The 25,221-nt window shown below is 53.8% G+C and carries 20 protein-coding genes and 1 pseudogene; 18 read left to right on the top strand and 3 right to left on the bottom strand.

The annotated features are described in order from the left end of the window. The 16 genes from CWM53_RS05350 to repA all read left to right on the top strand — a co-directional run. Positions 1–641, top strand: a 641-nt coding sequence (locus CWM53_RS05350) for a conjugal transfer protein TraH (protein WP_206062606.1), incomplete at its 5' end; no start/stop codon positions are given. Beyond that, entirely contained in the window at positions 641–3,490 is a 2,850-nt protein-coding gene (gene traG / locus CWM53_RS05345; protein WP_100730195.1) for a conjugal transfer mating-pair stabilization protein TraG, read from the top strand. The genes CWM53_RS05350 and traG, both read left to right, overlap by 1 nt. A 2-nt stretch (positions 3,491–3,492) precedes the next feature. Then, positions 3,493–4,023 carry a conjugal transfer protein TraS gene (locus tag CWM53_RS05340; RefSeq protein WP_100730252.1) on the top strand — a complete coding sequence of 177 codons (531 nt, stop codon included), beginning with the start codon at positions 3,493–3,495 and terminating at the stop codon, positions 4,021–4,023. Positions 4,024–4,212: 189 nt separating this feature from the next. Beyond that, a complete protein-coding gene (gene traT, locus CWM53_RS05335; RefSeq protein WP_100730196.1) occupies positions 4,213–4,944 on the top strand; it encodes a conjugal transfer complement resistance protein TraT in 732 nt (243 codons plus the stop codon). Between the two features lie 361 nt (positions 4,945–5,305). Next, complete coding sequence (gene traD / locus CWM53_RS05330; RefSeq protein ID WP_100730197.1) at positions 5,306–7,630, top strand: type IV conjugative transfer system coupling protein TraD; 2,325 nt, start codon at positions 5,306–5,308, stop codon at positions 7,628–7,630. After that, on the top strand, positions 7,630–12,891 hold the full coding sequence (traI, locus tag CWM53_RS05325; protein WP_100730198.1) for a conjugative transfer relaxase/helicase TraI: 5,262 nt from the start codon (positions 7,630–7,632) through the stop codon (positions 12,889–12,891). The genes traD and traI overlap by 1 nt, the downstream gene beginning before the upstream one ends. Before the next feature lie 78 nt (positions 12,892–12,969). Next, positions 12,970–13,695, top strand: coding sequence for a type-F conjugative transfer system pilin acetylase TraX (gene traX / locus CWM53_RS05320; protein ID WP_100730199.1), 726 nt, complete (start codon positions 12,970–12,972; stop codon positions 13,693–13,695). A 156-nt stretch (positions 13,696–13,851) separates the two neighbouring features. Continuing rightward, positions 13,852–14,448 carry a fertility inhibition protein FinO gene (locus tag CWM53_RS05315; protein WP_004178053.1) on the top strand — a complete coding sequence of 199 codons (597 nt, stop codon included), beginning with the start codon at positions 13,852–13,854 and terminating at the stop codon, positions 14,446–14,448. A gap of 19 nt (positions 14,449–14,467) precedes the next feature. Continuing rightward, positions 14,468–14,815: a DUF6404 family protein gene (locus tag CWM53_RS05310; protein WP_065808188.1), complete on the top strand. Its 348-nt coding sequence runs from the start codon at positions 14,468–14,470 to the stop codon at positions 14,813–14,815. Between the two features lie 469 nt (positions 14,816–15,284). Continuing rightward, positions 15,285–15,929, top strand: a complete 645-nt coding sequence (locus CWM53_RS05305) for a hypothetical protein (RefSeq protein WP_100730200.1) — start codon at positions 15,285–15,287, stop codon at positions 15,927–15,929. A 55-nt stretch (positions 15,930–15,984) separates the two neighbouring features. Beyond that, complete coding sequence (locus CWM53_RS05300) at positions 15,985–16,635, top strand: DUF2726 domain-containing protein (RefSeq protein ID WP_100730201.1); 651 nt, start codon at positions 15,985–15,987, stop codon at positions 16,633–16,635. Next, on the top strand, positions 16,632–16,940 hold the full coding sequence (locus tag CWM53_RS05295) for a hypothetical protein (RefSeq protein ID WP_004200823.1): 309 nt from the start codon (positions 16,632–16,634) through the stop codon (positions 16,938–16,940). The genes CWM53_RS05300 and CWM53_RS05295 overlap by 4 nt, the downstream gene beginning before the upstream one ends. Before the next feature lie 104 nt (positions 16,941–17,044). Further along, entirely contained in the window at positions 17,045–17,596 is a 552-nt protein-coding gene (locus CWM53_RS05290; protein ID WP_100730253.1) for a phospholipase D family protein, read from the top strand. Positions 17,597–17,903: 307 nt separating this feature from the next. Then, the gene (locus CWM53_RS05285; RefSeq protein ID WP_004199332.1) at positions 17,904–18,182 is read left to right on the top strand and encodes a replication regulatory protein RepA; all 279 of its coding nucleotides are present in this window, start codon (positions 17,904–17,906) and stop codon (positions 18,180–18,182) included. 216 nt (positions 18,183–18,398) lie between these two features. Then, entirely contained in the window at positions 18,399–18,476 is a 78-nt protein-coding gene (tap, locus tag CWM53_RS32300; RefSeq protein ID WP_100730254.1) for a RepA leader peptide Tap, read from the top strand. Then, positions 18,469–19,326: an incFII family plasmid replication initiator RepA gene (gene repA, locus CWM53_RS05275; RefSeq protein ID WP_100730202.1), complete on the top strand. Its 858-nt coding sequence runs from the start codon at positions 18,469–18,471 to the stop codon at positions 19,324–19,326. Before tap ends, repA begins: the two co-directional genes overlap by 8 nt. 1,000 nt (positions 19,327–20,326) lie before the next feature. Here the strand turns inward: repA and CWM53_RS05260 are convergent. The 3 genes and pseudogenes from CWM53_RS05260 to CWM53_RS31850 form a co-directional block, all read right to left on the bottom strand. Next, positions 20,327–20,575 (bottom strand): antibiotic biosynthesis monooxygenase family protein, encoded by a 249-nt coding sequence (locus tag CWM53_RS05260; RefSeq protein ID WP_100730205.1) that lies wholly within the window; start codon positions 20,573–20,575, stop codon positions 20,327–20,329. 428 nt (positions 20,576–21,003) lie between these two features. Next, on the bottom strand, positions 21,004–21,396 hold the full coding sequence (locus CWM53_RS05255; protein ID WP_100730206.1) for a hypothetical protein: 393 nt from the start codon (positions 21,394–21,396) through the stop codon (positions 21,004–21,006). A 354-nt stretch (positions 21,397–21,750) separates the two neighbouring features. Next, positions 21,751–22,057: pseudogene (locus CWM53_RS31850) on the bottom strand (hypothetical protein); the annotation flags it as partial. Between the two features lie 743 nt (positions 22,058–22,800). Between CWM53_RS31850 and CWM53_RS05235 the strand changes: the two are divergent. Together CWM53_RS05235 and CWM53_RS05230 are read left to right on the top strand one after the other, a co-directional pair. Beyond that, the gene (locus CWM53_RS05235; protein ID WP_100730207.1) at positions 22,801–23,976 is read left to right on the top strand and encodes an HNH endonuclease; all 1,176 of its coding nucleotides are present in this window, start codon (positions 22,801–22,803) and stop codon (positions 23,974–23,976) included. Then, on the top strand, positions 23,973–25,220 hold the full coding sequence (locus CWM53_RS05230; protein ID WP_100730208.1) for a nucleotidyltransferase: 1,248 nt from the start codon (positions 23,973–23,975) through the stop codon (positions 25,218–25,220). Before CWM53_RS05235 ends, CWM53_RS05230 begins: the two co-directional genes overlap by 4 nt. The last annotated feature ends 1 nt before the right edge of the window (position 25,221 follow it).

Raw genomic sequence — 25,221 nt, 5'->3', positions numbered from 1 at the left:
TGACCGGGACGCTGATTTTTGGTGAGAACAGTGAGATCACCCCGCTGCCGGCACGCACCACTGACCAGGATCTGATTAAAGCCATGATGGAGGGCGGCACGGCTAAAATCTATCACTGCAATGATTCGGATAAGTGTCTTAAGGTCGTTGCTGATGCCACCGTGACCATCACCTCCAGTAAGGCGCTGAAAAGCCAGATTTCCGCTTTGTTAAGCAGTATCCAGAATAAAGCGGTGGCTGATGAAAAGCTGACGGATCAGGAGAAAGGGTTTATCTCCAGCACCACCATTCCGGTGTTCAAATACCTGGTCGATCCGCAGATGCTCGGGGTATCTAACTCACTTATTTACCAGCTGACGGACTATATCGGCTACGACATCCTGCTGCAGTACATTCAGGAACTTATCCAGCAGGCCCGGGCGATGATTTCAACCGGTAATTATCCCCAGTCGACAATGGATATGATCATGGAAAACCTCAACCAGGCGAGTGTGCAGATTGCCGCTTTCCAGTCCCGCGTTCAGGTTCAGCAGGACGCCTTGCTCGTGGTGGACAGACAAATGAGTTACATGCGCCAGCAGGTCTCTGCCCGCATGATGACCCGCTACCAGAATAACTATCATTTTGGGGGGAATCAGTAATGCTTGAGGTATATGCCATTGCTGGCGGTGACTGGTTACGGGGCAACCTGAACGCGATTGCGGCGTTTATGGGGACCGGCACATGGTCGACCATAGAAAAGATGTGTATCGCCATCTCGGTACTCATTGTGGCGGGGAACTGGGTAAAAAAACACAACGTGATGGACCTTTTGGGCTGGGTCTTTTCCCTCACCCTGGTCTCTATGCTGGTTGTCATTCGCACCCCTGTGCAGATCATCGATTACAGTAACGTCGCGCAGGTCTATGAAGTCGATAATGTACCTATTGGTCTGGCCATTCCGGCGTCGCTGACAACGCGGGTAGGAAACGCGCTTATCCAGAGTTATGAGATGGTCTTCGCGCTGCCGGACAGTGTCACGTACAGTAAAACGGGGATGTTATTTGGCAGTAATCTGGTCGCGAAAAGTACGGATTTTTTGTCACAAAATCCTCAGATTACGACGCTGTTTTCCGATTACGTACAAAACTGTGTGATGGGCGATATTTTTCTCAATCATAAGTACACTTTTGAGGAATTACTGAATTCACCTGATCCGTATACCCTGATTTTTGCAAACCCGAGTCCACTGCGTGGCGTGTTTGATAAAAACAACCAGTTCCAGACATGCGAGGAGGCCTCACGGGATCTGAAATCAGCTCTTGCGCTGGATACCCAGACAGGCGGTAAAACCTGGAACTACTATGTTCGTCAGCTGTTTGGCGGCAAACCTAATCCCGATCTGCTGTTCAGCCAGATGATTGGCGACAGTTACAGTTACTTCTACAGCTCGGGACAGAGCGCCGGGCAGATTATCCGCCAGAACGTCACGATGAACGCCCTGCGCAGCGGGATCCAGAGTTATGCGGCCCGCAGCGGCGATACCGCCAGTCTGGTCAATATCGCTAACACCTCATCCCTTGAAAAGCAGCGGCTGGCACAGGCCACAATGGGGCACCAGGCGCTTCGCGCACTTCCGCTGACGCAGACCGTTATCATGGGGATAATGATTGGGATGTTCCCGATCATGGTGATGGCCGCCATGTTTAATATGATGACGCTGCAGGTGCTAAAGGGGTATGTGTTTGCGCTTATCTGGCTGCAGACGTGGCCATTACTGTTCGCCATCCTGAACAGCGCAATGGCCTACTATGCGAAGCAAAATGGCGTCCCGGTCGTTCTCTCTGAGTTGTCGCAGGTTCAGCTCAAAAACTCGGATATTGCGACCACCGCGGGCTATATTGCCGTGATGATACCGCCCTTGTCGTGGGGGATCGTGAAGAGCATGGGAGCCGCCTTCTCCAGTGCCTACAGCCATTTTTCTTCTTCCGGGCTTGGTGCAACATCGCAGGCGGCATCCGGCGTGGTGGACGGGAATTACTCGTTTGCCAACATGCAGATGGAGAACGTCAGCGGCTACAGCTGGGGTACCAACAGCACAACCAGTTTCGGACAGATGTCGCGGCAGCTGGCGAATGGAGGCATGAGCACGCAGACGCGGGATGGCTCGATGGTCTGGGACAGTGGTGGTGCAATGTCAAAACTGCCGGTGGATATCAACGTCGGTCGTCAGATAGCCAGTGCGCAGCAACAGATGGCCCGTGAGGCTGATGTCCAGGCCGAAAGCGCGCTGCATGGCTATAACAGCAGCGTGACAAGTGCCTGGAATAGTCTGCAGCAATTTGGCACCAATAAAGGGAACAGCGCCTCAACAACGACCGGGGCCGATACTACCGAGTCTTCGCAGGATTCGATGGCCAGAAGCAAGATGTGGAATGCGGTTGTTGCTAATGCGAAAGCCAACAACATCAGTAATGAGGAGTCTTTCCAGCAGTTGATGGATGATTCATCGAAAAGAACTCAATCATTTGATGCACATGTATCTGGTAAATGGAGTTCAGGGGATCAACTGTTTGGCAAGTTAGGAAAGTGGGGCAGTGGTTTTTCTGCTGAAGTTGGTGGTAAAGGAAGTGCAGGCTGGGGGCACAGCTCAGGTAATACAGATAACGTTGGAACTTCCGGTCGGGAATCGAATGACAGCCGGCATGATACCAGCAGTCAGGCGGCGAAAGACTTTAAAGAAGCTTCGGATTACTTTACCAGCCGCAAAACCTCCACTTCGGGCAATATTACCGATAATAATGCCAGCTCGCGTGTTGACCAGTTTGCCGCGTCACTCTCCAGTGCCAAAAACAGCTATGACCAGTATACAACCAGCCGGACACGCAGCCATGAATACAGTGAAATGGCGTCACGCACAGAGAGCATGACTGGCCAGATGAACGAAAACCTGACTCAACAGTTTGCGAACTTTGTTCAGCATCGTGCTCCACAGGATGCCGAGGCCATTCTGACCAATACCAGTTCTCCTGAAATTGCGGCGCAGCGTGAAGCCCTGGCGCGTGAATTCGTCAAAGAGCAGGTAGAACCCAGGGTTGATGCTGCGTATCAACAGGGTCGTGAAAGCATTGGACAGAATATGGCTGGGGTGTCAGGTGGTGGTGACAATGGTTCGGTAATGGCCGACTACGGACAAAATTCTGGTCGTATCGATGCTATGACACAAGATGCGGGTATTAAGGATAATGTGGGTCAGAAAGTGGATGGGATGATTACAGAGAATAAACAACAGTATCAGGAAACCCGCGAAAACATACAACGGCAAGGCGTAGAGGTGAAAAATGAGAATGCTGAAATGGAAAAGAGCCATAAAACAAAAGCAAATGAGTTTAAAGGTGATTATAATGAAAGAAAGAGTAAGGTAAATTCTTTACCAGGGGCTGACTCTCCGGCTGAGTTAGAGGAAAAAGCAGCGAAAACGCAAAAGGATTTTCTTGATGGGAAAAGATGAAAATGATGATGACAAATAAAATCCTCATTGAAGAAGTAGATCAGCTGAAAAATATTTTTTCACGAGGTGAAATGGAGATACCATCTTTTTGGTCATGTCTATGGCCAGGGGTAATTATTGCTGCCTGGAATATGGTTTGCGCCATAATTAGTGTGGGGGGCGGGTATTTGTCTGTTAAATTCATATTTTGGGTGTTGGTGTTCCCCGGCGTTATAAGTCTTATGATTCTGCTTGGAGTGGCAAGTGCGCGTTCACTTTTTTTATCTGTTCCCAGAACCTATAGAATGCGCTCGCAGGTATATCGGTTTATATCTAGAAAAGTAATTGTCTATGCATTTGTGTATATGGCTTTAATTCTAGCACTTGCACTATTTAATAGGGTGTATTATGCCTCTCCATTTCCTTTTGCGTTCATGGTTCTTATTGCGACGATTTTTGTGTGGTTTGTTATGAATATTGATTTTGGAAGATATCAACTTTCGGTACTCTCATCTGCGATAAACTCTTTCCGCGCAGAAAAGTTGGGGGGGTAATCACCCAGATGCAACCTATCAATTATGGTGGTTTATTAACAGGCTAAAAGTTTCTTTTTGTTATTATTGGCTGTCTAGGTTTTAATTGGTTTTTACATCTCGCTTAAAATTCGTATATAGTGAATGCGCATTCCGAAATTATAAGAGAATGTGTATTCACTCGTATTGATTATGTCACAAGGATTCAGGATGAAGCTTAATAAAGTCATGGCTGTGATGGTCGTCAGCTCTGCGCTGGTGTTATCTGGATGTAGTGCAATGGGAACCGCTATTAAAAAGAGAAATCTGGAAGTAAAAACCCAGATGAGCGAAACAATCTGGCTGGAACCTTCAAATAATAAGACGGTTTATCTGCAAATCAAAAATACCTCCGATAAGGATATGAGTGGCCTGCAGGCAAAAATTGCCAGCGCCGTCACTTCAAAGGGATATCAGGTCGTCAGTAACCCGGATACGGCGGGCTACTGGATCCAGGCGAACGTGCTCAAGGCCGATAAAATGGACCTTCGTGAGTCTCAGGGCTGGTTAAGCCGGGGTTATGAGGGCGCTGTGACTGGCGCCGCTCTTGGGGCGGGGATTACCGCTTACAATTCCAGTTCCGCGGGAGCAGCCCTGGGAGTAGGGCTTGCAGCCGGTCTGGTCGGAATGGCGGCTGACGCGATGGTGGAAGATGTGAACTACACCATGATCACCGATGTTCAGATCGCGGAAAGAACCAAAACACAGGTTCAGACTGATAACGTGGCCGTATTACGTCAGGGAACATCTGGCGCAAAAGTGCAGACAAGTACGGAAACGGGTAATCAGCACAAATACCAGACTCGCGTCGTCTCTAACGCTAATAAAGTTAACCTCAAGTTCCCTGAAGCCCAGCCTGTTCTTGAAGACCAGCTGGCAAAATCGATCGCAAATATTCTGTAAGTTTTCTACTCCACGGCCCGGGCACTCCGGGCCAGACTGGCATCACCTTTCTGGTGTGTCAGAATTAATTCGTCCAATAATCAGTTAATTCCACATCTAAACGGTGAACAGTTGCGCAATTTATTTGTGCATCTGTGAGGCGTTGCCGCCTTCGGCGGAGTCTTTTCGTCTTTATTTGATCAGAGGTTATTTATGGCAATATCTGAACCTGTCAGGTCTCTTGAAACATATAAACTGATGCCTGGCGATATTTATTCACATCCTGCTGTGGGGGAGGCTTATTCCCTGCAACCCCGTTAGGTCTGTTTTCGCTGATTGATTTGTCCTTCCGACCCTAATACTTTACTGACGGATTAGTGCCATGAGTTTCAATGCCAAAGATATGACGCAGGGCGGTCAGATCGCCAATATGCGCTTTCGCATGTTTGGTCAGATTGCCAATATTATTTTCTACGTGCTGTTTATTTTATTCTGGGTGCTGTGCGGGCTGATGCTGATGTACCGGCTCAGCTGGCAAACCTTTGTGAACGGCTGCGTATACTGGTGGTGTACGACGCTGGGTCCGATGCGCGATATTATTCGTTCCCAGCCGGTATACACCATTCAGTATTACGGCCAGTCGCTGGAATATACCTCAGAACAAATCCTGGCCGATAAATATACTGTCTGGTGCGGAGAGCAGCTGTGGACCAGTTTCGTCTTTGCTGCCGTGGTTTCTCTTGTTATCTGTATCGTGACGTTCTTCATCGCCAGCTGGGTGCTGGGCCGCCAGGGGAAACAGCAGAGTGAGGATGAGAATACCGGCGGGCGCCAGCTTTCCGATAAGCCCAAAGAAGTGGCCCGTCAGATGAAACGTGATGGTATGGCCTCTGATATTAAAATTGGCGACCTGCCTATTCTTAAAAACTCCGAAATCCAGAACTTCTGCCTTCACGGTACCGTAGGCTCCGGTAAATCAGAAGTGATCCGCCGGCTACTGAACTACGTGCGCGCCCGGGGCGATATGGCCATCATTTACGATCGCTCCTGTGAGTTCGTCAAAAGCTATTACGACCCGTCACTGGATAAAATCCTCAATCCGCTGGATTCGCGCTGTGCGGCCTGGGATTTGTGGAAAGAGTGCCTGACGCTGCCGGACTTCGACAACATCTCCAACACCCTTATCCCGATGGGTACCAAAGAAGACCCGTTCTGGCAGGGCTCCGGTCGCACTATCTTTGCCGAAGGCGCGTACCTGATGCGTGAAGACAAGGATCGCAGCTACGAGAAACTGGTTGATACCATGCTGTCCATTAAAATCGACAAGCTGCGCGCCTATCTGCAGAACACGCCGGCAGCGAATCTGGTTGAAGAGAAAATTGAGAAAACGGCCATCTCCATTCGTGCCGTGCTGACCAACTACGTCAAGGCTATTCGCTACCTGCAGGGCATTGAGAAGAACGGCGAGCCATTCACTATCCGGGACTGGATGCGCGGTGTCCGTGAGGACCGACCCAATGGCTGGCTGTTTATCTCCTCCAACGCTGACACCCATGCTTCCCTGAAGCCGGTTATCTCGATGTGGCTGTCAATTGCTATCCGCGGCCTGCTGGCGATGGGGGAGAACCGTAACCGGCGCGTGTGGATTTTCGCCGACGAGCTCCCCACGCTGCACAAGCTGCCGGACCTGGTCGAAATCCTCCCGGAGGCGCGTAAATTTGGTGGTTGTTATGTGTTCGGTATTCAGTCCTATGCCCAGCTGGAAGACATCTATGGCGTCAAGCCTGCCGCCACGCTCTTTGACGTAATGAACACCCGGGCCTTCTTCCGTTCACCCAGCAGGGAGATCGCGGAGTTTGCTGCCGGTGAAATTGGCGAGAAGGAAATCCTCAAAGCCAGCGAGCAGTACTCTTACGGTGCGGACCCGGTGCGTGATGGTGTGTCGACCGGGAAAGAAAAAGAGCGGGAAACGCTGGTCAGTTACTCCGATATTCAGACGCTGCCTGATCTGTCCTGCTATGTCACGCTGCCCGGGCCGTATCCGGCCGTGAAACTGGCCCTCAAATACAAACCGCGTCCGAAAATTGCCGAGGGATTTATTCCTCGCTCTCTCGATGCGCGGGTGGATGCGCGGCTCAGAGCGCTGCTTGAAGCGCGGGAAGCTGAAGGCAGTCTTGCCAGGGCGCTTTTCACGCCGGATGCGCCGGAACCCGGGCCCGCTGCTACAGACAGTCACGCCGGTGAGCAACCTGAGCCGGTCAGTCAGCCTGCGCCAGCAGAAGTGACAGTATCTCCGGCACCGGTAAAAGCGCCGCCGCCAACGAAGATGCCGGCAGCGGAACCCTCCGCCAGGGCTCCTGCATCACCGCCACCTGAGGCGCCCGTCCTGCGGGTCACGACCGTACCGTTGATCAAACCAAAAGCAGCCGCAGCGGCCGCTGCTGCCTCAACAGCATCCTCTGCCGTTACCCCTGCTGCAGCTGCAGGCGGGACAGAACAGGAGCTGGCGCAGCAGTCCGCAGAGCAGGGGCAGGACATGCTGCCGGCCGGCATGAACGAGGACGGTGTGATTGAAGACATGCAGGCGTATGACGCCTGGGCTGATGAGCAGACGCAGCGGGATATGCAGCGGCGTGAAGAGGTCAATATCAACCACAGCCACCGCCACGATGAGCAGGATGATGTCGAGATTGGGGGGAACTTCTGATGATGTCGATTGGCTCCGTTAAATCGGCGGGCAGTGCCGGTAATTACTATACGGATAAGGATAATTACTACGTCATCGGGAGCATGGACGAACGCTGGCAGGGTAAGGGGGCTGAGGCGCTGGGGATCGACGGGAAAGCCGTGGATAAGGCGCTGTTTACGGAACTGCTGAAAGGGAAGCTGCCGGATGGCAGCGGCCTGACCCGGATACAGGACGGCGCCAACAGGCACCGGCCCGGTTATGACCTGACCTTCTCGGCCCCCAAAAGCGTGTCGGTCATGGCGATGCTGGGCGGCGATAAACGCCTTATCGATGCCCACAACCAGGCGGTAACCGAAGCGGTGCGGCAACTGGAGACGCTGGCCGCGACCCGGGTCATGACGGACGGTAAAAGCGAAACGGTGCTGACCGGAAATCTGATTGTGGCGAAATTCAACCATGACACGAACCGTAACCAGGAACCTCAGATACACACCCATGCCGTCGTCATTAACGCCACGCAGAACGGGGACAAATGGCAGTCTCTCGGCACAGATAAGATCGGTAAAACAGGTTTTATCGAGAACGTGTACGCGAACCAGATAGCGTTCGGGAAGCTTTACCGGGAGGCGTTCAAACCCCTGGTTGAGAAGCTTGGCTATGAGACGGAAGTCGTGGGCAAACACGGGATGTGGGAGATGAAAGGGGTCCCTGTGGAACCCTTCTCCACCCGGTCTCAGGAGGTCAGGGAGGCCGCAGGACCCGATGCCTCCCTGAAGTCCCGGGATGTGGCCGCGCTCGATACCCGCAAGTCGAAAGAAGCCATCGATCCGGCAGAGAAGATGGTGGAGTGGATGAACACGCTGAAGGAGACCGGGTTTGACATCCGGGGGTACCGTGAGGCCGCCAATGCGCGAGCCGCAGAGCTGGCCCGTGCACCTGCCGCGCCGGTGAACACTGACGGTCCGGATATCACGGATGTGGTGACGAAAGCGATTGCCGGTCTCAGCGACCGCAAGGTGCAGTTCACGTATGCCGACCTGCTGGCACGCACGGTCGGCCAGCTGGAGGCGAAGGACGGTGTCTTTGAGCTGGCGAGAAAGGGCATCGATGCCGCCATTGAACGGGAGCAGCTTATCCCTCTCGATCGCGAGAAAGGCCTGTTCACCTCAAACATCCACGTTCTCGATGAACTCGCCGTCAAAGCCCTGAGTCAGGAGGTGCAGCGCCAGAATCATGTCTCCGTCACGCCTGATGCGTCTGTGGTGCGCCAGGTCCCTTTCAGCGATGCCGTCAGCGTGCTGGCGCAGGATCGCCCGGTCATGGGTATCGTTTCCGGTCAGGGCGGTGCAACCGGCCAGCGGGAGCGGGTGGCCGAGTTAACCCTGATGGCCCGGGAGCAGGGGCGTGACGTCCATATCCTGGCGGCCGATAACCGCTCACGTGATTTTCTCGCCGGTGATGTGCGTCTGGCCGGGGAAACGGTGACCAGTAAATCCGCCCTGCAGGACGGGACGGCGTTTATTCCAGGCGGAACACTCATCGTGGATCAGGCGGAGAAGCTGAGCCTGAAGGAAACGATTTCCCTGCTCGATGGCGCGATGCGCCATAACGTGCAGGTCCTGCTCTCCGACAGCGGGAAGCGCAGCGGGACCGGCAGCGCGCTGACGGTGCTGAAGGACAGCGGCGTGAATACGTATCGCTGGCAGGGTGGCCATCAGACCACAGCCGACATCATCAGTGAACCGGATAAAGGAGCACGCTACAGCCGGCTGGCACAGGAGTTTGCCGTCAGCGTGCGTGAAGGGCAGGAAAGCGTGGCCCAAATCAGCGGGACGCGTGAACAGAGCGTACTCAACGGCCTTATCCGTGACTCCCTCAGACATGAGGGGGTGCTGGGTGAGAAAGACACGACCATTACAGCCCTGATGCCGGTGTGGCTGGACAGCAAAAGCCGGGGCGTGCGGGATTATTACCGGGAGGGGATGGTGATGGAACGCTGGGATCCGGAGAACCGGACGCACGATCGCTTTGTCATTGACCGGGTGACCGCGAGCAGCAATATGCTGACCCTGAAAGACCGGGAAGGGGTCCGTCTGGATCTGAAGGTTTCCGCGGTCGACAGCCAGTGGACGCTGTTCCGGGCAGAGACACTGCCGGTGGCAGAGGGGGAACGTCTGGCGGTGCTCGGGAAGATACCGGACACACGCCTGAAGGGCGGGGAAAGCATCACGGTGATGAAAGTGGAGGACGGGCAGCTGACGGTACAGCGGCCGGGGCAGAAAACCACGCAGACCCTGGCCGTGGGCGCGGGCGTGTTTGACGGTATTAAAATCGGCCACGGCTGGGTGGAAAGTCCCGGCAGGTCGGTTAGCGAGACGGCAACGGTCTTTGCGTCTGTGACGCAGCGTGAGCTGGATAACGCCACCCTCAACCAGCTGGCGCAGAGCGGAAGTCATCTCCGGCTGTACTCGGCGCAGGATGCGGCGCGCACGACGGAGAAGCTGTCGCGGCATACCGCCTTCAGCGTGGTCTCAGAGCAGCTGAAGACCCGATCCGGCGAGACGGACCTGGATGCGGCCATTGCGCAGCAGAAGGCCGGACTGCGTACCCCGGCAGAACAGGCCATTCACCTGGCCATCCCGCTGCTTGAAAGTGAGAAACTGACCTTCTCCCGGCCCCAGCTGCTGGCGACGGCGCTGGAAACCGGGGGCGGGAAGGTTCCGATGGCGGACATCGACACGACCATTCAGGCACAAATCAGGTCGGGGCAGTTGCTGAATGTACCGGTGGCGCACGGCTACGGCAATGACCTGCTGATTTCCCGTCAGACCTGGGACGCCGAAAAAAGCATCCTGACCCGGGTGCTGGAAGGTAAAGACGCGGTGGCCCCCCTGATGGACCGCGTGCCGGCCAGTCTGATGACGGACCTGACCGCCGGACAGCGGACGGCGACCCGGATGATTCTGGAAAGCACGGACCGGTTCACGGTGGTTCAGGGGTATGCCGGGGTGGGGAAAACCACCCAGTTCCGGGCAGTCATGAGTGCCATCAGTCTGCTGCCGGAAGAGACCCGTCCGCGCGTCATCGGCCTGGCGCCGACGCATCGCGCGGTCGGGGAAATGCAGAGTGCCGGCGTGGATGCGCGCACGACGGCGTCGTTCCTCCACGACACGCAGCTGCTGCAGCGCAATGGCCAGACACCCGATTTCAGCAACACTCTGTTCCTGCTCGACGAGAGCTCGATGGTGGGGCTGGCCGATATGGCAAAAGCCCACTCCCTCATCGCCGCCGGCGGTGGACGGGCGGTGCCCAGCGGGGATACCGACCAGCTGCCGCCCATCGCGTCGGGCCAGCCGTTCAGGCTGACGCAGCAGCGCAGCGCCGCCGACGTTGCCATTATGAAAGAGATTGTGCGCCAGATACCTGAGCTGCGACCGGCGGTCTACAGCCTGATTGAGCGGGATGTGCACCGCGCCCTGACCACCATTGAGCAGGTCACGCCGGAGCAGGTGTCGAGAAAAGAAGGCGCCTGGGCGCCGGGCAGTTCTGTGGTGGAATTCACGCCAAAGCAGGAAAAGGCGATAGAAAAGGCGCTGAGCGAGGGGGAAACCCTGCCGGCAGGTCAGCCCGCGACGCTCTACGAGGCGCTGGTGAAGGACTATACCGGACGGACCCCTGAGGCACAGTCACAGACGCTGGTGATCACCCATCTGAATAAGGACCGGCGGACGCTGAACGGTATGATCCATGACGCACGGCGGGAGAACGGGGAAACCGGCAAAGAGGAAATCACCCTGCCGGTGCTGGTCACGAGCAACATCCGTGACGGTGAACTGCGCAAACTGTCGGCCTGGACGGCTCATAAGGAGGCGGTGGCGCTGGTTGATAACGTATACCACCGTATCAGCAAAGTGGATAAGGCTAATCAGCTGATCACCCTGACAGACAGTGACGGAAAGGAGCGATATATTTCACCCCGGGAGGCATCGGCAGAAGGCGTCACGCTCTATCGTCAGGAAAAGATCACCGTGTCTCAGGGGGACCGAATGCGCTTCAGCAAAAGTGACCCGGAGCGCGGCTATGTGGCCAACAGTATCTGGGAGGTGCAGTCTGTTTCGGGTGACAGTGTCACGCTGTCTGATGGCAAACTCACCCGCACGCTGACCCCGAAGGCGGATCAGGCGCAGCAGCATATCGACCTCGCCTACGCCATCACGGCTCACTGCGCCCAGGGGGCCAGCGAACGGTATGCCATCGCGCTGGAAGGGGTGGCCGGTGGCCGGGAACAGATGGCCAGCTTTGAGTCTGCCTATGTGGCGTTATCCCGCATGAAACAGCATGTTCAGGTCTACACCGACAGCCGTGAGGGCTGGATAAAGGCCATCCAGCATTCACCTGAGAAAGCGACGGCGCACGATATTCTGGAACCCCGTAACGACCGGGCGGTGAAAACCGCCGATCTGCTGTTCGGGCGGGCAAGGCCACTGGATGAAACCGCCGCTGGCCGGGCAGCCCTGCAGCAGTCCGGTCTGGCACAGGGAAATTCACCGGGAAAATTCATTTCTCCGGGGAAAAAGTACCCTCAACCACATGTGGCGCTGCCGGCATTTGATAAAAACGGGAAAGCCGCCGGTATCTGGCTCAGCCCGCTGACCGATCGGGACGGACGGCTGGAGGCTATCGGCGGAGAGGGACGGATTATGGGCAATGAAGACGCCCGGTTCGTGGCGCTGCAGAACAGCCGCAACGGTGAAAGCCTGCTGGCCGGGAATATGGGGGAGGGGGTCAGAATGGCCCGCGACAATCCCGATACCGGGGTGGTGGTGCGGCTGGCCGGTGATGACCGCCCCTGGAACCCCGGGGCCATGACCGGCGGGCGGGTATGGGCTGATCCGGCGCCGGTGGCTCCGGTACCGCAGGCCGGGGCTGACATTATCCTCCCGCCAGAGGTTCTGGCGCAGCGGGCGGCAGAAGAACAGCAGCGCCGCGAAATGGAAAAACAGGCGGAACAGACTGCCCGGGAAGTGGCCGGGGAGGCGCGTAAAGCCGGCGAGCCGGCGGACCGGGTGAAAGAGGTTATCGGGGACGTCATCCGCGGACTGGAGCGTGACCGGCCGGGCACGGAGAAAACGACGCTACCGGATGATCCTCAGTTCCGGCGCCAGGAGGCGGCGATTCAGCAGGTGGCCTCAGAAAGTCTGCAGCGTGAGCGTCTGCAGGCTGTGGAGCGGGACATGGTGCGCGACCTGAACCGCGAGAAAACCCTCGGGGGCGACTGACGCGCCTGCGGCTTGTCTGCTCCGGCAGCCTCCCCGATTAAAATCGGGCAGTCTGCCGGAGCGCTAAAAGGAAAAAACATGAGAGCACAACACACATTTCCAGGTGCGACAGACCGCTGGCTTCAGCGCCTGCTGACCTGGACACCGGGACAAACGGATATGATTAAAACGGTCGCACTGGTACTGATGGTGACTGACCACACCGGCTTACTGCTGGCCGGAAACAATGAAGTGATGCGCCTGCTGGGACGGGGCTGTTTTCCACTGTTCGGACTGGTGTGGGGAATGAATCTGGCCCGGCACGCGGAAATACGCCAGTCGCAGCTCAACAGCCTGTGGGGCTGGGCGCTGGTCGCCCAGGTGTCGTTTATGCTCATCGGATATCCGTGGTATACCGGGAATATTCTGTTTTCCTTTGCCGTCACGGGTCAGGTCCTGCGGTGGGTCAGTCAGCCGTCCTGGTATTACACCCTTCCGGCGGCTGGACTGCTGGTCACCTGGATCCCCCTGTCAACCGCCAGCTACGGCATGGCCGGAGTGGGCATGCTCACCGCCAGCTGGCTGCTTTGTCGCGCACAGCATGCACCGGAACGGCTGGGATACGGGGTGCTGTGGGCCCTCATGGTGTTGCTGATGAATATGCATGACGTGAGTGAATCGGTGGCCGGACTGGCGATTGCGCTGCTGACGCTGATGGTGTGCTCATCTGCCGGAGAACGTGTGAAACGCTTCTGGCCGCGGCAGTTCTTCGTGATGTTCTATGCGGTGCACCTGGCGGTACTCGGTATTGTCGTCTCGATGTAAAAAAAAACCGGACACAGGTCCGGGGGGCGGGCACATTGCCCGTAAACGTGACAAAGGGGACATCATCGTTGTGTCCACTGCATTGCGAGGTGAAACGATGATACCGTTAGCGTATCGTATAGCACAGACCTGTAGCTTTTATTGATATGGCCCCTTATGAGTGAAGAAAAACGCCCTGTACTGAGCCTGAAACGAAAACCGGCGGAGAACAGTACGGCCCCCGCAGAGGCAACCCCTGCTCCTGGTGTGGTGCGCCGAAAGAAGGTCGTGGTGGTCTCGTCCCCGCCGGCCTGGAAGGCAAAAAAAGAGAAACTTGAGAAGGTTAAACAAGCGGCCGAAGCCGCCGCGCGCAACGCTGCGCCGGTTCCGGTTAAAGCGGTAAAGACGCCACCTCCGGTGCGTTATCTTCGCCTGCTGCCGCCGGAACAGGCCATTATGACGCTGAAGGCATTCTGGCCACAGCTGTTCGACGGAAACTCACCCCGTCTGCTGGCAACGGGCATGCGCGAACAGCTGTTTGCCGACATTGTGAACCGTGACCTGCCGCTGTCGCATAAACAGGTGATTAAGTGCCTGAAGAGTCTGACCCGGTCTGCGGGCTATCTGTCCCGGATGAAGGAGGGAGCCGCCCGCTATGATCTGCAGGGGAACGCCGTCGCGACCGTCACTGCAGGGGAAGCGCAGTACGCCAGCGAGCGCATGATGAAAGAACTCCTGCGAACTGAGCGTATGCGGAGCCAGTCAGCTGGCTGAATACAATCGAGGAGAGGAAATGGATTTTGAAGCGCGGAAACAAAAGGCGCTGGCGATAATGGCCAGCCGTAAGATGTGGAAAAGCAATTATGCACCGCTTCTGATACGACTGTTGTGGCGGCTGGGGATAAACATTCCCCCGCTGCCGTTTGCTCCGTTCTGGCAGGTTTTTGGCGTGATGGCAGGCTCTTTCTCCGTCGGATACGGACTGTGGATGTACTGGATGGTGTGGCGGGCCCAGGGGATGCCACCCCTGTTCGCTTGCAAAATCAGTCTTATTGCGGGCGTGTTATTTGGCCTGACGATGGCACTGTTTCATCTGTGGCGGCGAAAGGTGAATAAATTACCTGACTGGAAAGATTTATAACGGAATAATACAGGCTGTCAGGTTGTGAATATCCCCGATCTGACAGAACCCACATCCTCTAAAAAAACATTAACCCTGTATGGTGCGGTTATTATACTTGACTGCGTCCGTTCTGGTATTACTCCCGTCCGGAAAGGTCTTTTGCGTTTATTATTTTCTCATAGTCAGAAAAATATATTCAAACGAAAGAGAGGTCAAAGGGTGAAAGGCGTTGTGACTGAGGCGTGTGTGTTGCCCGGGTATGGGAAGTCGCGAAGAATGACAAGCCGTTCGGTACACTGAATGGCCGATTCGGGACTGCCTCGTCCCGGGAGGATGTGACGCTTATAAGTGCTCAACTTTCAATTTAAGTCATCCACTTTCAGCATTTAACTGATTTCAATATTTTCATTATATTACGACGTGCGATTTATGAAATGTACAGGCTTTCATATCGTGCGTTTATCATCAAATAAAAAGGAATATTACTATGTTTAAATATTGTATTCTGCGCAGACAGCAGCAGCTGTTCTGTTATTTCTGCGGTATCGTGCTTGCGATGGTTCTTATGCTCCTGTTCCCTTCTGTTTTCCCGGTGAGTGGGTTTTATCTGCTTATATCGTCTGTTGCACTGTTCTGGGCAGGCCTTGCCCTTTATACCCGTCACATCGACCGGATGAGAAAGCCAGAGGTCTCACCGCTGGTCAGTATTCGCGACAGTATTCAGGTGGTGGCCGAGGTGCCGCGCCATGAAAAGGCCCGGCTGGAATGGGAAATCCTCCGGGATGATGAGGTGTTTCGCCAGCAAAGGTGGGAGCTTACAGGCCTGACCGGACGGGTTATCAGCCGGGGGCTGTTGTATACGCCGGCGGTGATGCTGGTCGGTATCGGTATTCTCGCCTGGTGTTCCCCACAGGATGCTATCCGGCTGATTAATGCTCTTCGTAATATGCCTGCTGCGGAACTGGTGCATCAGATTGGTTTTGCCCTGTGCCTCTTCCTGCAGATTAGCGTCATATCAGTTCTGATTGCTGATGTTGTAGCCGGGAGAGGACTGCCGAATGTATTTCGCCGCGCGTTGCTCAACAGGCTGCCGGCAGAGTTCTGCCTTATCAGAAGAGGGACAGAAAGATGAGGAAGACGACAGAAAAACGCATCGGGAAAGAAAGGAACATCAGGGAATAAAATACATGGCAAAGATATTAATGATGGCGGGCAGTACCGTTGTTGTGCTGAGTTTGCTGGGATTTCTGGTGCTGCTTCTGAAAGGACGCGCAGTAACGAAGACTTCCCCGGTACTGAGGTCACTGAAAGCCCTGGGTATTCGCCCCTCAGAGGCTGAGCAACGGTTGTGTCGCCAGCGGGTCTGGGTGGGTAATGACACACTGATGACGCCACGGGAACAACATTTTTTCCGGGCATTACTGAGGCATACCAGCCGAAAGCGCTGGCTGTTGTGTCCTCAGGTCCGGGTGGCAGATATTGCCACACTCTCTCCCCATATCCGGCCACGATCCCGGACCTGGTGGCAACTCTTCAGGATGGCATCACAGTGGCACTGCGATGTGGTCATCGTTGACATCCATACCTTCGCCATCATCGGCGCAGTTGAACTGGATGATGCCTCACACCAGAAAAAACACCGTATCCGGCGCGATATTCTCCTGGAAGAGGTTCTGAGGCAGGCCGGTATTCCACTACTACGCGATCGGGATTCAGAGAGGCTGGTAAGAAGGGTCGGAGAGTTTCTGAAATACCGCGGAGCCGATGCAGCCGAAAAATCCATAACCGGTATGAATTCAACGGCAGAGCATACTGAACGAAAGGAGAATGAAAAATGATTATCGCCGCCGAAGTGAAACGTGATGAACAGGGGTACTGGACACATCCTGCGCTGGCACGAAGTGGTTGTGAAACTTCCACAGAATTAAGCTACTGGCTCAGAACCCATAAACTTCAGTGCTTTGTGATGACAATGCGCGATGAAGCGCCTGAAGCTTTCGCTGCCGGATTTACTGATGAAGCCCCGGATGCCCGTGGCTGGATACCGGAACCTCCGGATGATGATGGCTGGTTTCTGGGCTCTGTCCACGATACCGGCGACGGACCTGTCTGCTACTGGTTTCGGCATACCACAAAATCCTGACGCCTCCGCATGGCGTCGTTGTCCAACCCCGGGAACGGGGAAAAGCCTGTTTCCCCCGCTCCCGGCGTTTCTTAAACACCCGTTAAGGAAATACTGTGAAAAAAATTAACCGTACACTCCACAAATGTTGTCTGTCGGGGCTTATCAGCCTGGCTTTGTGTGCACCTGTTCCGGCCGTGTATGCCGCCAGCATCGAGACAGGATATTCTCCGGAAGGAACGGCTCTGCAGCTGGTCCTGAAGACTATTGATTCTGCGCAGCAGGAAATCCGGCTGATGGGGTATTCCTTTACCTCGCCTGAAGTCGCCGGTGCGCTTGTCAGGGCAAAGCGGCGTGGTGTCGATGTGAAAGTGGTTCTGGACTGGAAAGCCAATACCGGCAAGCAAAACCAGGCGAGCCTGGCGGCCATGAATCTTCTGGTCAATGCCGGCATCCCGGTTCGCACAGTGTCACAGTACAAAATCATGCACGACAAAGTCATCATTGCCGACGGCCGCAATATTGAAGTCGGGTCTTTTAACTACACCCGCGCCGCTGATCGGGTCAATTCAGAGAACGTGCTTGTCGTATGGGATGATCCAGTCGTTGCTCAACGCTATCTGCAGCACTGGTCGACCCGTTGGTCGCAGGGGACGGACTGGAAACGGGCTTATTAATGCTCCTCAGACATAAAACGAGCATCAATACGGTTTACTTACGTCCATGCTAAAGCACCTGGTCCAACCGTATCTCTTAAGCCTTGCCCCTGAAGGTACTCACTTTTAGTTCAGGATGGGGCTACTCTCCCTCACTCTTAAAAGAGGGCATAGCATCTCATTCAGTTGAAATTTGTACGCCAATACAAATTACAATTTTAGAAAGGATCTCTTGCAAATTGAAAGTAAGTTATTGATTTGCAGGATCTGAGAGTTCTGTAGTATCCTCCGTTCCGAAGACATTTCTGAGGTGTCAGGAGAGCGATAAATGTCACGTTCAGCAGATAAAACCACTTCATCTACGAATGCAAAACGTGCATACCGGAAAGGTAAGCCAATGTCTGCCAGTGAGAGACAGCTTGCCGCAATTGCGCGGAAACGCGAAACTCATAAAGAAGTTAAGGTTTTTGTTAAAAACCCACTAAAGGACGTGATGATAGCGGTTTGTGAGGAAGAAGGTCTGACACAAGCCCAGTTTATCGAGAAACTCCTCGAGCGAGAGCTTACAGAACGTGGTCTTATAGATGTAAAGACTTCACATTCTTGATCATGTTTTTATTGAGTGCTAGATTGTTGATGGTCTGAATAATTTTGGGTGTGCCGCGCCGTAAGGTGGCAGGGAACAGGTTCTGATGAGGTATCTACCCGGGACCAGAAAAGCAAAAACCCCGATAATCTTCTTCAATCTTGGCGGAAGGAAAAGATTAACGGGGCCTTCATAAACTGCATAGAACGTGTTGCTCTATGCAGGGAGTATATGTACATGCTCAGAAAACTTCAAGATCAGTTTCTGTGTCATTCGCTCCTTCCGCGCAACATAAGCGCAGGAAGCGGTGACTGATATCCTTGAAAACCACTATTCACAGGTTAAAAACCCGAATCCGGTATTCACGCCGCGTGAAGGGAAAAAGACTCTGCCGTTCTGCCGTAAGCTGATGGCGAAAGCCGAAGGCTTCACGTCCCGTTTTGATTTTTCCATTCATGTGGCGTTTTTGCGTTCGTTGGGTAAGCGGCACAGGATGCCGCCACTGTTGCGCCGGCGTGCAATTGACGCGCTACTGCAGGCAATGTGTTTTCACTATGATCCGCTGGCCAATCGCGTGCAGCGCTCGATTACCAATATGGCCATCGAGTGTGGACTGGCCACCGAGTCCAGGAGCGGCAACCTGTCAGTCAGCCGTGCCACCCGGGCGCTGAAGTTTCTGGCCGAGCTGGGGCTCATCACCTATCAGACTGAATATGACCCGCAGATCGGCTGTAACATCCCGACCGATATCACCTTCACCCCGGCTCTGTTTTCCGCGCTTGACGTTTCTGAGGTGGCTGTGGTGGCCGCGCGGCGCAGCCGTGTGGAGTGGGAAAACCTGCAGCGCAAAAAGCAGAAACTGAAACCGCTGGAGATGGACGAGCTGATCGCAAAAGCGTGGCGGTTTGTGCGTGAGCGTTTTCGCAGTTATCAGGCTGAGCGTAAATCTCATGGCCGGAAGCGGGATACTGCACGGCGGGATGCATCACGGCAGCGTCATGACATCGAGACGCGCGTGCGTCAGCAACTGACCCGCGAATACGCCACCGGCCGCTTCAGGGGCGATAAAGAAGCGCTGAAGCGTGAGGTTGAGCGCCGTGTGCAGGAGCGCATGCTGCTGTCGCGCGGGAACAACTACACGCGACTGGCCACTGTCCCCCTATAACATTCCTTCCTTAAAAAATCCGGCCGGCGCCGGAGGCTTTCGCACGCCTGTTGGCCGGCTACTACGTATTATCTTATCTTCAGGCCTGCATTCCTCACCATAATTCCGGTCTTCCTGGCGTCAACGTGGCCTTAAATGTTATCGCCGGCGTCACTTCTGACGGCCGATTTCTGTTATCCACATATAACTGCAAGGGAGTATTTCATTAGGCTACAACCGTGATACGCACAAAGCACATGCCGTCGGTCTTTCAGGGCGCGTGGTTCCTTTTAAACACCAGTTCTGTACCTCTTTTAAAGATCCTTTAATAAATCCTGTAAACACATAACCTGTTCATCGCCTGCCCTGTGGACAGGCTCCGGAGAATGCCCGGCCTTGCAGCGACCTGACGGTCGCGCCGGTTCGGCAACATCAGAAAGAGCTCCCATCGCTTCGCGACGGGCCCCGGCCGGAGAATTAAATTAGTTACAGCATTCAAAAGGAAGTTTGTCATAAAACCAGCGCCGGTTTGCCAGCCAGGTGCCCCTCCCCACCACTGAAAAGCGCCCCCGCCCCCGGCCGAAGGCCGGGAGTAGTGTCGCTTTTAATGATGGGTGTTGTAACTATTCTTCTTCATCGCTGTGGGTGGAGCTGCGGTCAGTTGTCTGGTACACTCTCGTAAGCGGCCCTGCGGCCCGCTAACGCGGAGATACGCCCCGACTGCGGCTGTCGCCTTGCCGGGTCCACTCCGACCGCGTACAGAGGCGTCTGAGATGTTTTTCGCGGGTATAGCTTTGCAGGATGGGGAGGGGGATTGGCAGAACCTGTCAAAACGACAGCCGGCTGCGCCGGGCGACGGCGCCATTTGCCCACAGTACTCCATTCAACTTCAGCTGGCGCCTCCATGCCGCTTTCGCGGCATTCAAAAGACTTATCGCTATTCCCGGCTGACGGGGTAAACAGTTCCGCATCCACATCTGGACGGAGATATTCTCAGTCCCGCTTTGCCATCTTTCCTGAGTCAGGCCGTGCAGAAGCCGGGAACTGCGAACTTCTGGAACAGGTGTGGGCTGGCCACGACGGATGATGGGTATGCCGGAAGTTTCGCGAGGAACGCGGGATCGGTGAAGGCGGCTCGGACCGCCTCAGTTGATTCCCACATCACATAGTTCAGGTAACTAGGACTATCGCCGATCGCCCGATGTAGTTGCATGGAAATGAAGCCCGGTTGATTTGTTATGACTTCGGCAGCCGCCCTGAAAGCGTCCATGAAGCCCGCTTCATCGGTGGAATAGTAACGTTCGCACTGTACCCGAAATGATCGTTTCTTACATTAGGAAGGTAATACTGTCGAGGCTCCTATTAACTGGTGGATTTCCATTAGTGTAAGCATTGCGGTCTAATGAGTTTTCTTTTCGAGACGCCATTCACATGGTGCTGTAGGTGGAGAGGCAGCACACATATTGCAACTATCTGTTGGCCCATCGACAGCGTGGCAAATACCGAATGTAGTTCTTGGTTTAGTCACCATCACAACTGTATCTGCATCATGTAACACTGATTCTTTTGGTCTACATTCCCATTTCGCAAGGCAGCGTGTATGAATTTGAGCAGATAGTTCACCTTTCACCCAAATCCCAGCTTCAGAAAATGCAAAATTACACAGAATCATATAGAAAATAAATCCATACACTGTTTTCATTCATCACCACCGCTATCGTCGTTGCCTCTGTCATCTTGTTGATCCATTTCTTGCATGCCCTGATCCTCTGGCTCGTCTAATTCAACTTGGTCTGAATCTGGCGCTTCATCCTTATCAAAATCAATGACCTCTTTTCCATCTTCAACGTGTGAGTCATAATCTTGACCGTCACCAGGAGTGACGACTTCGGCGGCTGTACCATCTTCAGTTTCAAAGCCTTCGTGAAACATATCTGGGTGATCTGGTGTATCACCTTCGCCATCATAAGGGTCAGAAAATGCAGGGGTTACTAATGAATAAAGAGTGAGAAGCACGGCCAATATGAAATTCTTCATATTTACACCACCATAAAGAATAATTGACAATTTTCGCCTGCTTATTACAAACATTGATTTCCATAGTAATTTTCAAAAACAACAAAATTTCAGCGCTATAAATCAACAATAAACAAATTCTCATGCTTGTTAAATTTCAAGTCAGAAGTATTATGTATATGAAAGATAAATGAATTCGCTATGTCTTGATTCGAAATCAAGAACTCGCATGAAATTACATTATTTAAATATAGCAGCCAATATTATTTATTCAATTTTCATAAAGAAGTAAAAATTCATTTAATCAAAAAAAAATAATAATCCATAAGAGAGTACGAAGATAATATTATTCATCGAAAGTATGGTAAATATAAGAACTCTGTAACTTACTTACAACATTATCTATCGTTTGACTCTGACCCACAATCAGTGCAGTTCTGCGAGTTTCTCACGTACCATTGTGAACCTGGCCCAAAGTCAGTATACCGCTCGCGGATAATACTGAGTGCGTCGCGGGCAAGACTATCAGGTAACTGGTTATGGCTGGATTTTTCGCGACAGCGGTTAGCTATACCAATCGGGCCAGATTCACGGTTAACAAGTGAAAGCGGTCCATATTCACGATAGAGCTCCAGCAACCGTCGGCGGTGTCTGGCCGGGTTGCTGCAAGACGTGTGGTAAGACGGGGGTCGATAACGTCCTGAAGGGGGTCAGTTTGGATATCGAAAATTTTTATACGTTAAGGTCGTTTTTGACCTTCCTACTTTAGCTGGCCGCAGCCGACGAAACTTACCCGAAGCCGGTTTCCGAGGTACAGCGAGACATCAGGGAACTGCGCTAACAACCCGAGCTCTAAGGGGATTCTTTATGGTATGTGAGAAGAGCCTTCTCACCAGTTTCGGTAGCTAATCGGGACCAGTCCGACCGCGTACAGAGTCGTCTGTGGCGTTTTAAGCGGATATGGCTTTGCAGCTACCGTGTTAAGTTCCCTGGTGTCGCTGAAATAGTTGATGAACATCCCCCTAAGCGTCAGCAGCAAGCTGCCGCCGCTAAGGCCCCGGAAATCACGCCCTTTACGTCGTAAACGCCGTAAAGCCCGCTCACCGGGGTTAAAAGGGATTACATTAACTTCTTCATTGCTATTAGCGGGTTAAAGCTAATCAGGGCAGGGGGAGGGTGGCAGAATTTATAGCCCGGCAACCGGCTACGCCGGGCTTTCGGCGCCATTTGACTCCACAGACACATGTAACCTCATCTGGCGCCTCCATGCCGCTGACGCGGCATCCAGAAGTTTCCCGATGCTGTAAGTCTTAACGTCTGCTTTGTGCCAAATGCAGACCTGGCAGCGCTTAGGCAGTCCGCTCCGTATTTTGTTTCACGAGTTATATTTTTCGCGGTTGCGTATTGAAAAAAAGATGAACAGTACCTATTTCATTATTTCCCGTGCTAATGGTTTTTCCTTTTCAGGAGTGCCCTTACGTGAATGCGAAAAAAAAGGCGGATGATTCGAGTGGGCGTTTTAACACTAGCCCTGAAGTGAAAACTCTGGTCTGGATCCGTGCTGCGGGTCATTGTGAGCTCTGCGGAACCGATCTGACACATGATTTTCGTATCGGTACGCCGATGAAATGGGGAGAAGTAGCCCATATTCTTCCTGCCAGCCCGAAAGGCCCCAGGGGAAACGCCACACACAGCGAAGAAGAGGCCCTGGCACTGACGAATGACAGCGAGAATCTTATGCTACTGTGTCCGGGATGCCATGATCGGGTTGATCGTGACGGCGATAATTATCCCGAAGACGATCTTAGCGGACTTCACTCTGCCTGCCTGACCAGAATTCGCCTAGCGGCTTCCACGCCCGGGGAGGAACGCGCCATACCGGTTATCGTTCAAAGCCAGCATCATCAGACTCTGGTTGCAATTCCGGCGCAGGCCCTTCTTACCGCCATGTCTGCAGAAGGGCTGACGGCACAGTGCCATCCGGTTACGGTTGTGTTCCCTGAGCCCAGTTCACGGGGAAGGGATGCGAGTTACTGGCAGGCGATTAAGGATTTAATCACTGAAAAACTCGAGGCCGGGCTTGCCCGCCGCGGGGGGCAATTTGGCGATAAGCCGGCGCTGGCCATAGTTGGGCTTGCGGATATTCCGGCGTTGTTTTTCCTCGGCCAGACCATTGGCGACCGCTATAAACGCTTTCAGTATTCATTTAACAGGGAACATATATTGCGCTGGCCGGATACAGATGCCCTGCCGCCGGCGTTTACCTCTTCTGAACTTCCGCAAGGTGAGGGGCCAGTTGCTCTGGTGCTGTCTCTTTCCGCAGCGGTACCGCGAGGCGATGTTACCGCCGCACTGCCGGGTGCCCGGATTGTAGAATTCACTGTCCCTGAACCCAGCTATGCCATGGTGACAAACCGCAGGGTCATCCATGCGTTCAGAGATGAGCTGCAGAAGCTGCTCAGTCAGTTAGAAGCCACCACGACCCAGGCCATTCATGTTTTTGCCGCGGTGCCTGCTGCGCTGGCCATTGAATTTGGGGCTTTGCTGACGACCCAGCATCAGCATCCCTACATCATCTTTGACCGTGACAAAAATAACGCAAACCAGTTTCGCCCCATGCTTAGCATCGGATGTACAGAGGAGCAACGTCCATGAGTAACGAACAGACTAAACACCGCAGCTGGGAGTATTTTCTTCTCCGTGCAGCCCGAAAAATTTCGTTATCAGCAGCTCAGTACAGCGTTATTGATGCTCGCTACTCTCAGCTGGAAAAAATTCTTTCTGCTGCCGATGATCCCCTGCTTGCGGATGCCCATATTTTTCCCCAGGGTTCTATGCGTCTTCAGACAACGATTAACCCGGTGCCTGGGGCGCCAGCAGATCTCGGGACAATTGATGCAGATGCGATTGTCTGGTTACCCCATGCCAGAGGGATCGATGCCCGGACTGTATTAGAGGTCATTGAACGTCGTTTCCAGGAGGGCAGTAGGGTTCAGGAGGATATTCAACAACTTCGTCGCGGTGTCAGGATTGTTTACGCCGATGAAAATCCGGGTTTCCACATTGATGTCACACCTGCACGTCCCTGCCATCATAATGAGCAAAGCGACGGACTGGGCATGCTCGAAGTACCCGACAGGGAGCACGGCTGGAAGGCAAGCAGTCCCATTCCTTATGCAGACTGGCTGCATGATGCGTCAAAGCATGACATCATGCTTGAACATGTTGTTGAGTTTAATAAAAGTCGTGCAGCAATGGACTCTGCGACCCAGGCCCCGCTGCCTGAATATAAAGAATATCAAAAAGATGATCCGTTACGTGCGAGCATTAAACTGATGAAAAGGCACAGGGATGAATGGGCGATCAGGACGAAAAATGAAGGATACCGGCCTATTTCGGCAGTTATCACCACGCTTGCGACTCACGCTTATCTGGATGTTGTCGCGCAGTCAGAATATACCGCCTTCACCCCGCTTCAGGCTATCCTGGCAATCGTGAACAGGATGCCTGACCATATTCACCGTTACAGTAATGAGTATTACGTCTGCAATCCTGAAGATAACGGCGAGAATTTTGCGGAAAAATGGAATCGCCCAGATGAAGGTTATAAATACGTTGATGCCTTTAATAAATGGCATGCGAGTGCCCGTTCGGCGCTGACGCTGGGGCTCGACAGCCACGCGTCGACAGAAACCTTTGCGAAGGCGGTCCAGGAGCAGTTCGGTATTGGTCCGACATTCGTTCGCGAAGTTAACGAGAGCATTCCGGCAAACTGGACGATGCCCGGGCGGCAAGACGGTGTGACACGAAACTCTGTCGCAATGGGGTCTCTGTTCGGGAGTTCAGTCAGCAGTAACCAGTCTCAGGCAAATGTGGCACCTGTCGGGCGACTCGGCTGAT

The organism is Klebsiella sp. A-Nf5, assembly GCF_002810545.1.
GTDB lineage: Bacteria > Pseudomonadota > Gammaproteobacteria > Enterobacterales > Enterobacteriaceae > Klebsiella > Klebsiella variicola.
The sequence above is the reverse complement of the archived record's forward strand: the minus strand, read 5'-3'. Positions and strand labels throughout refer to the sequence as shown.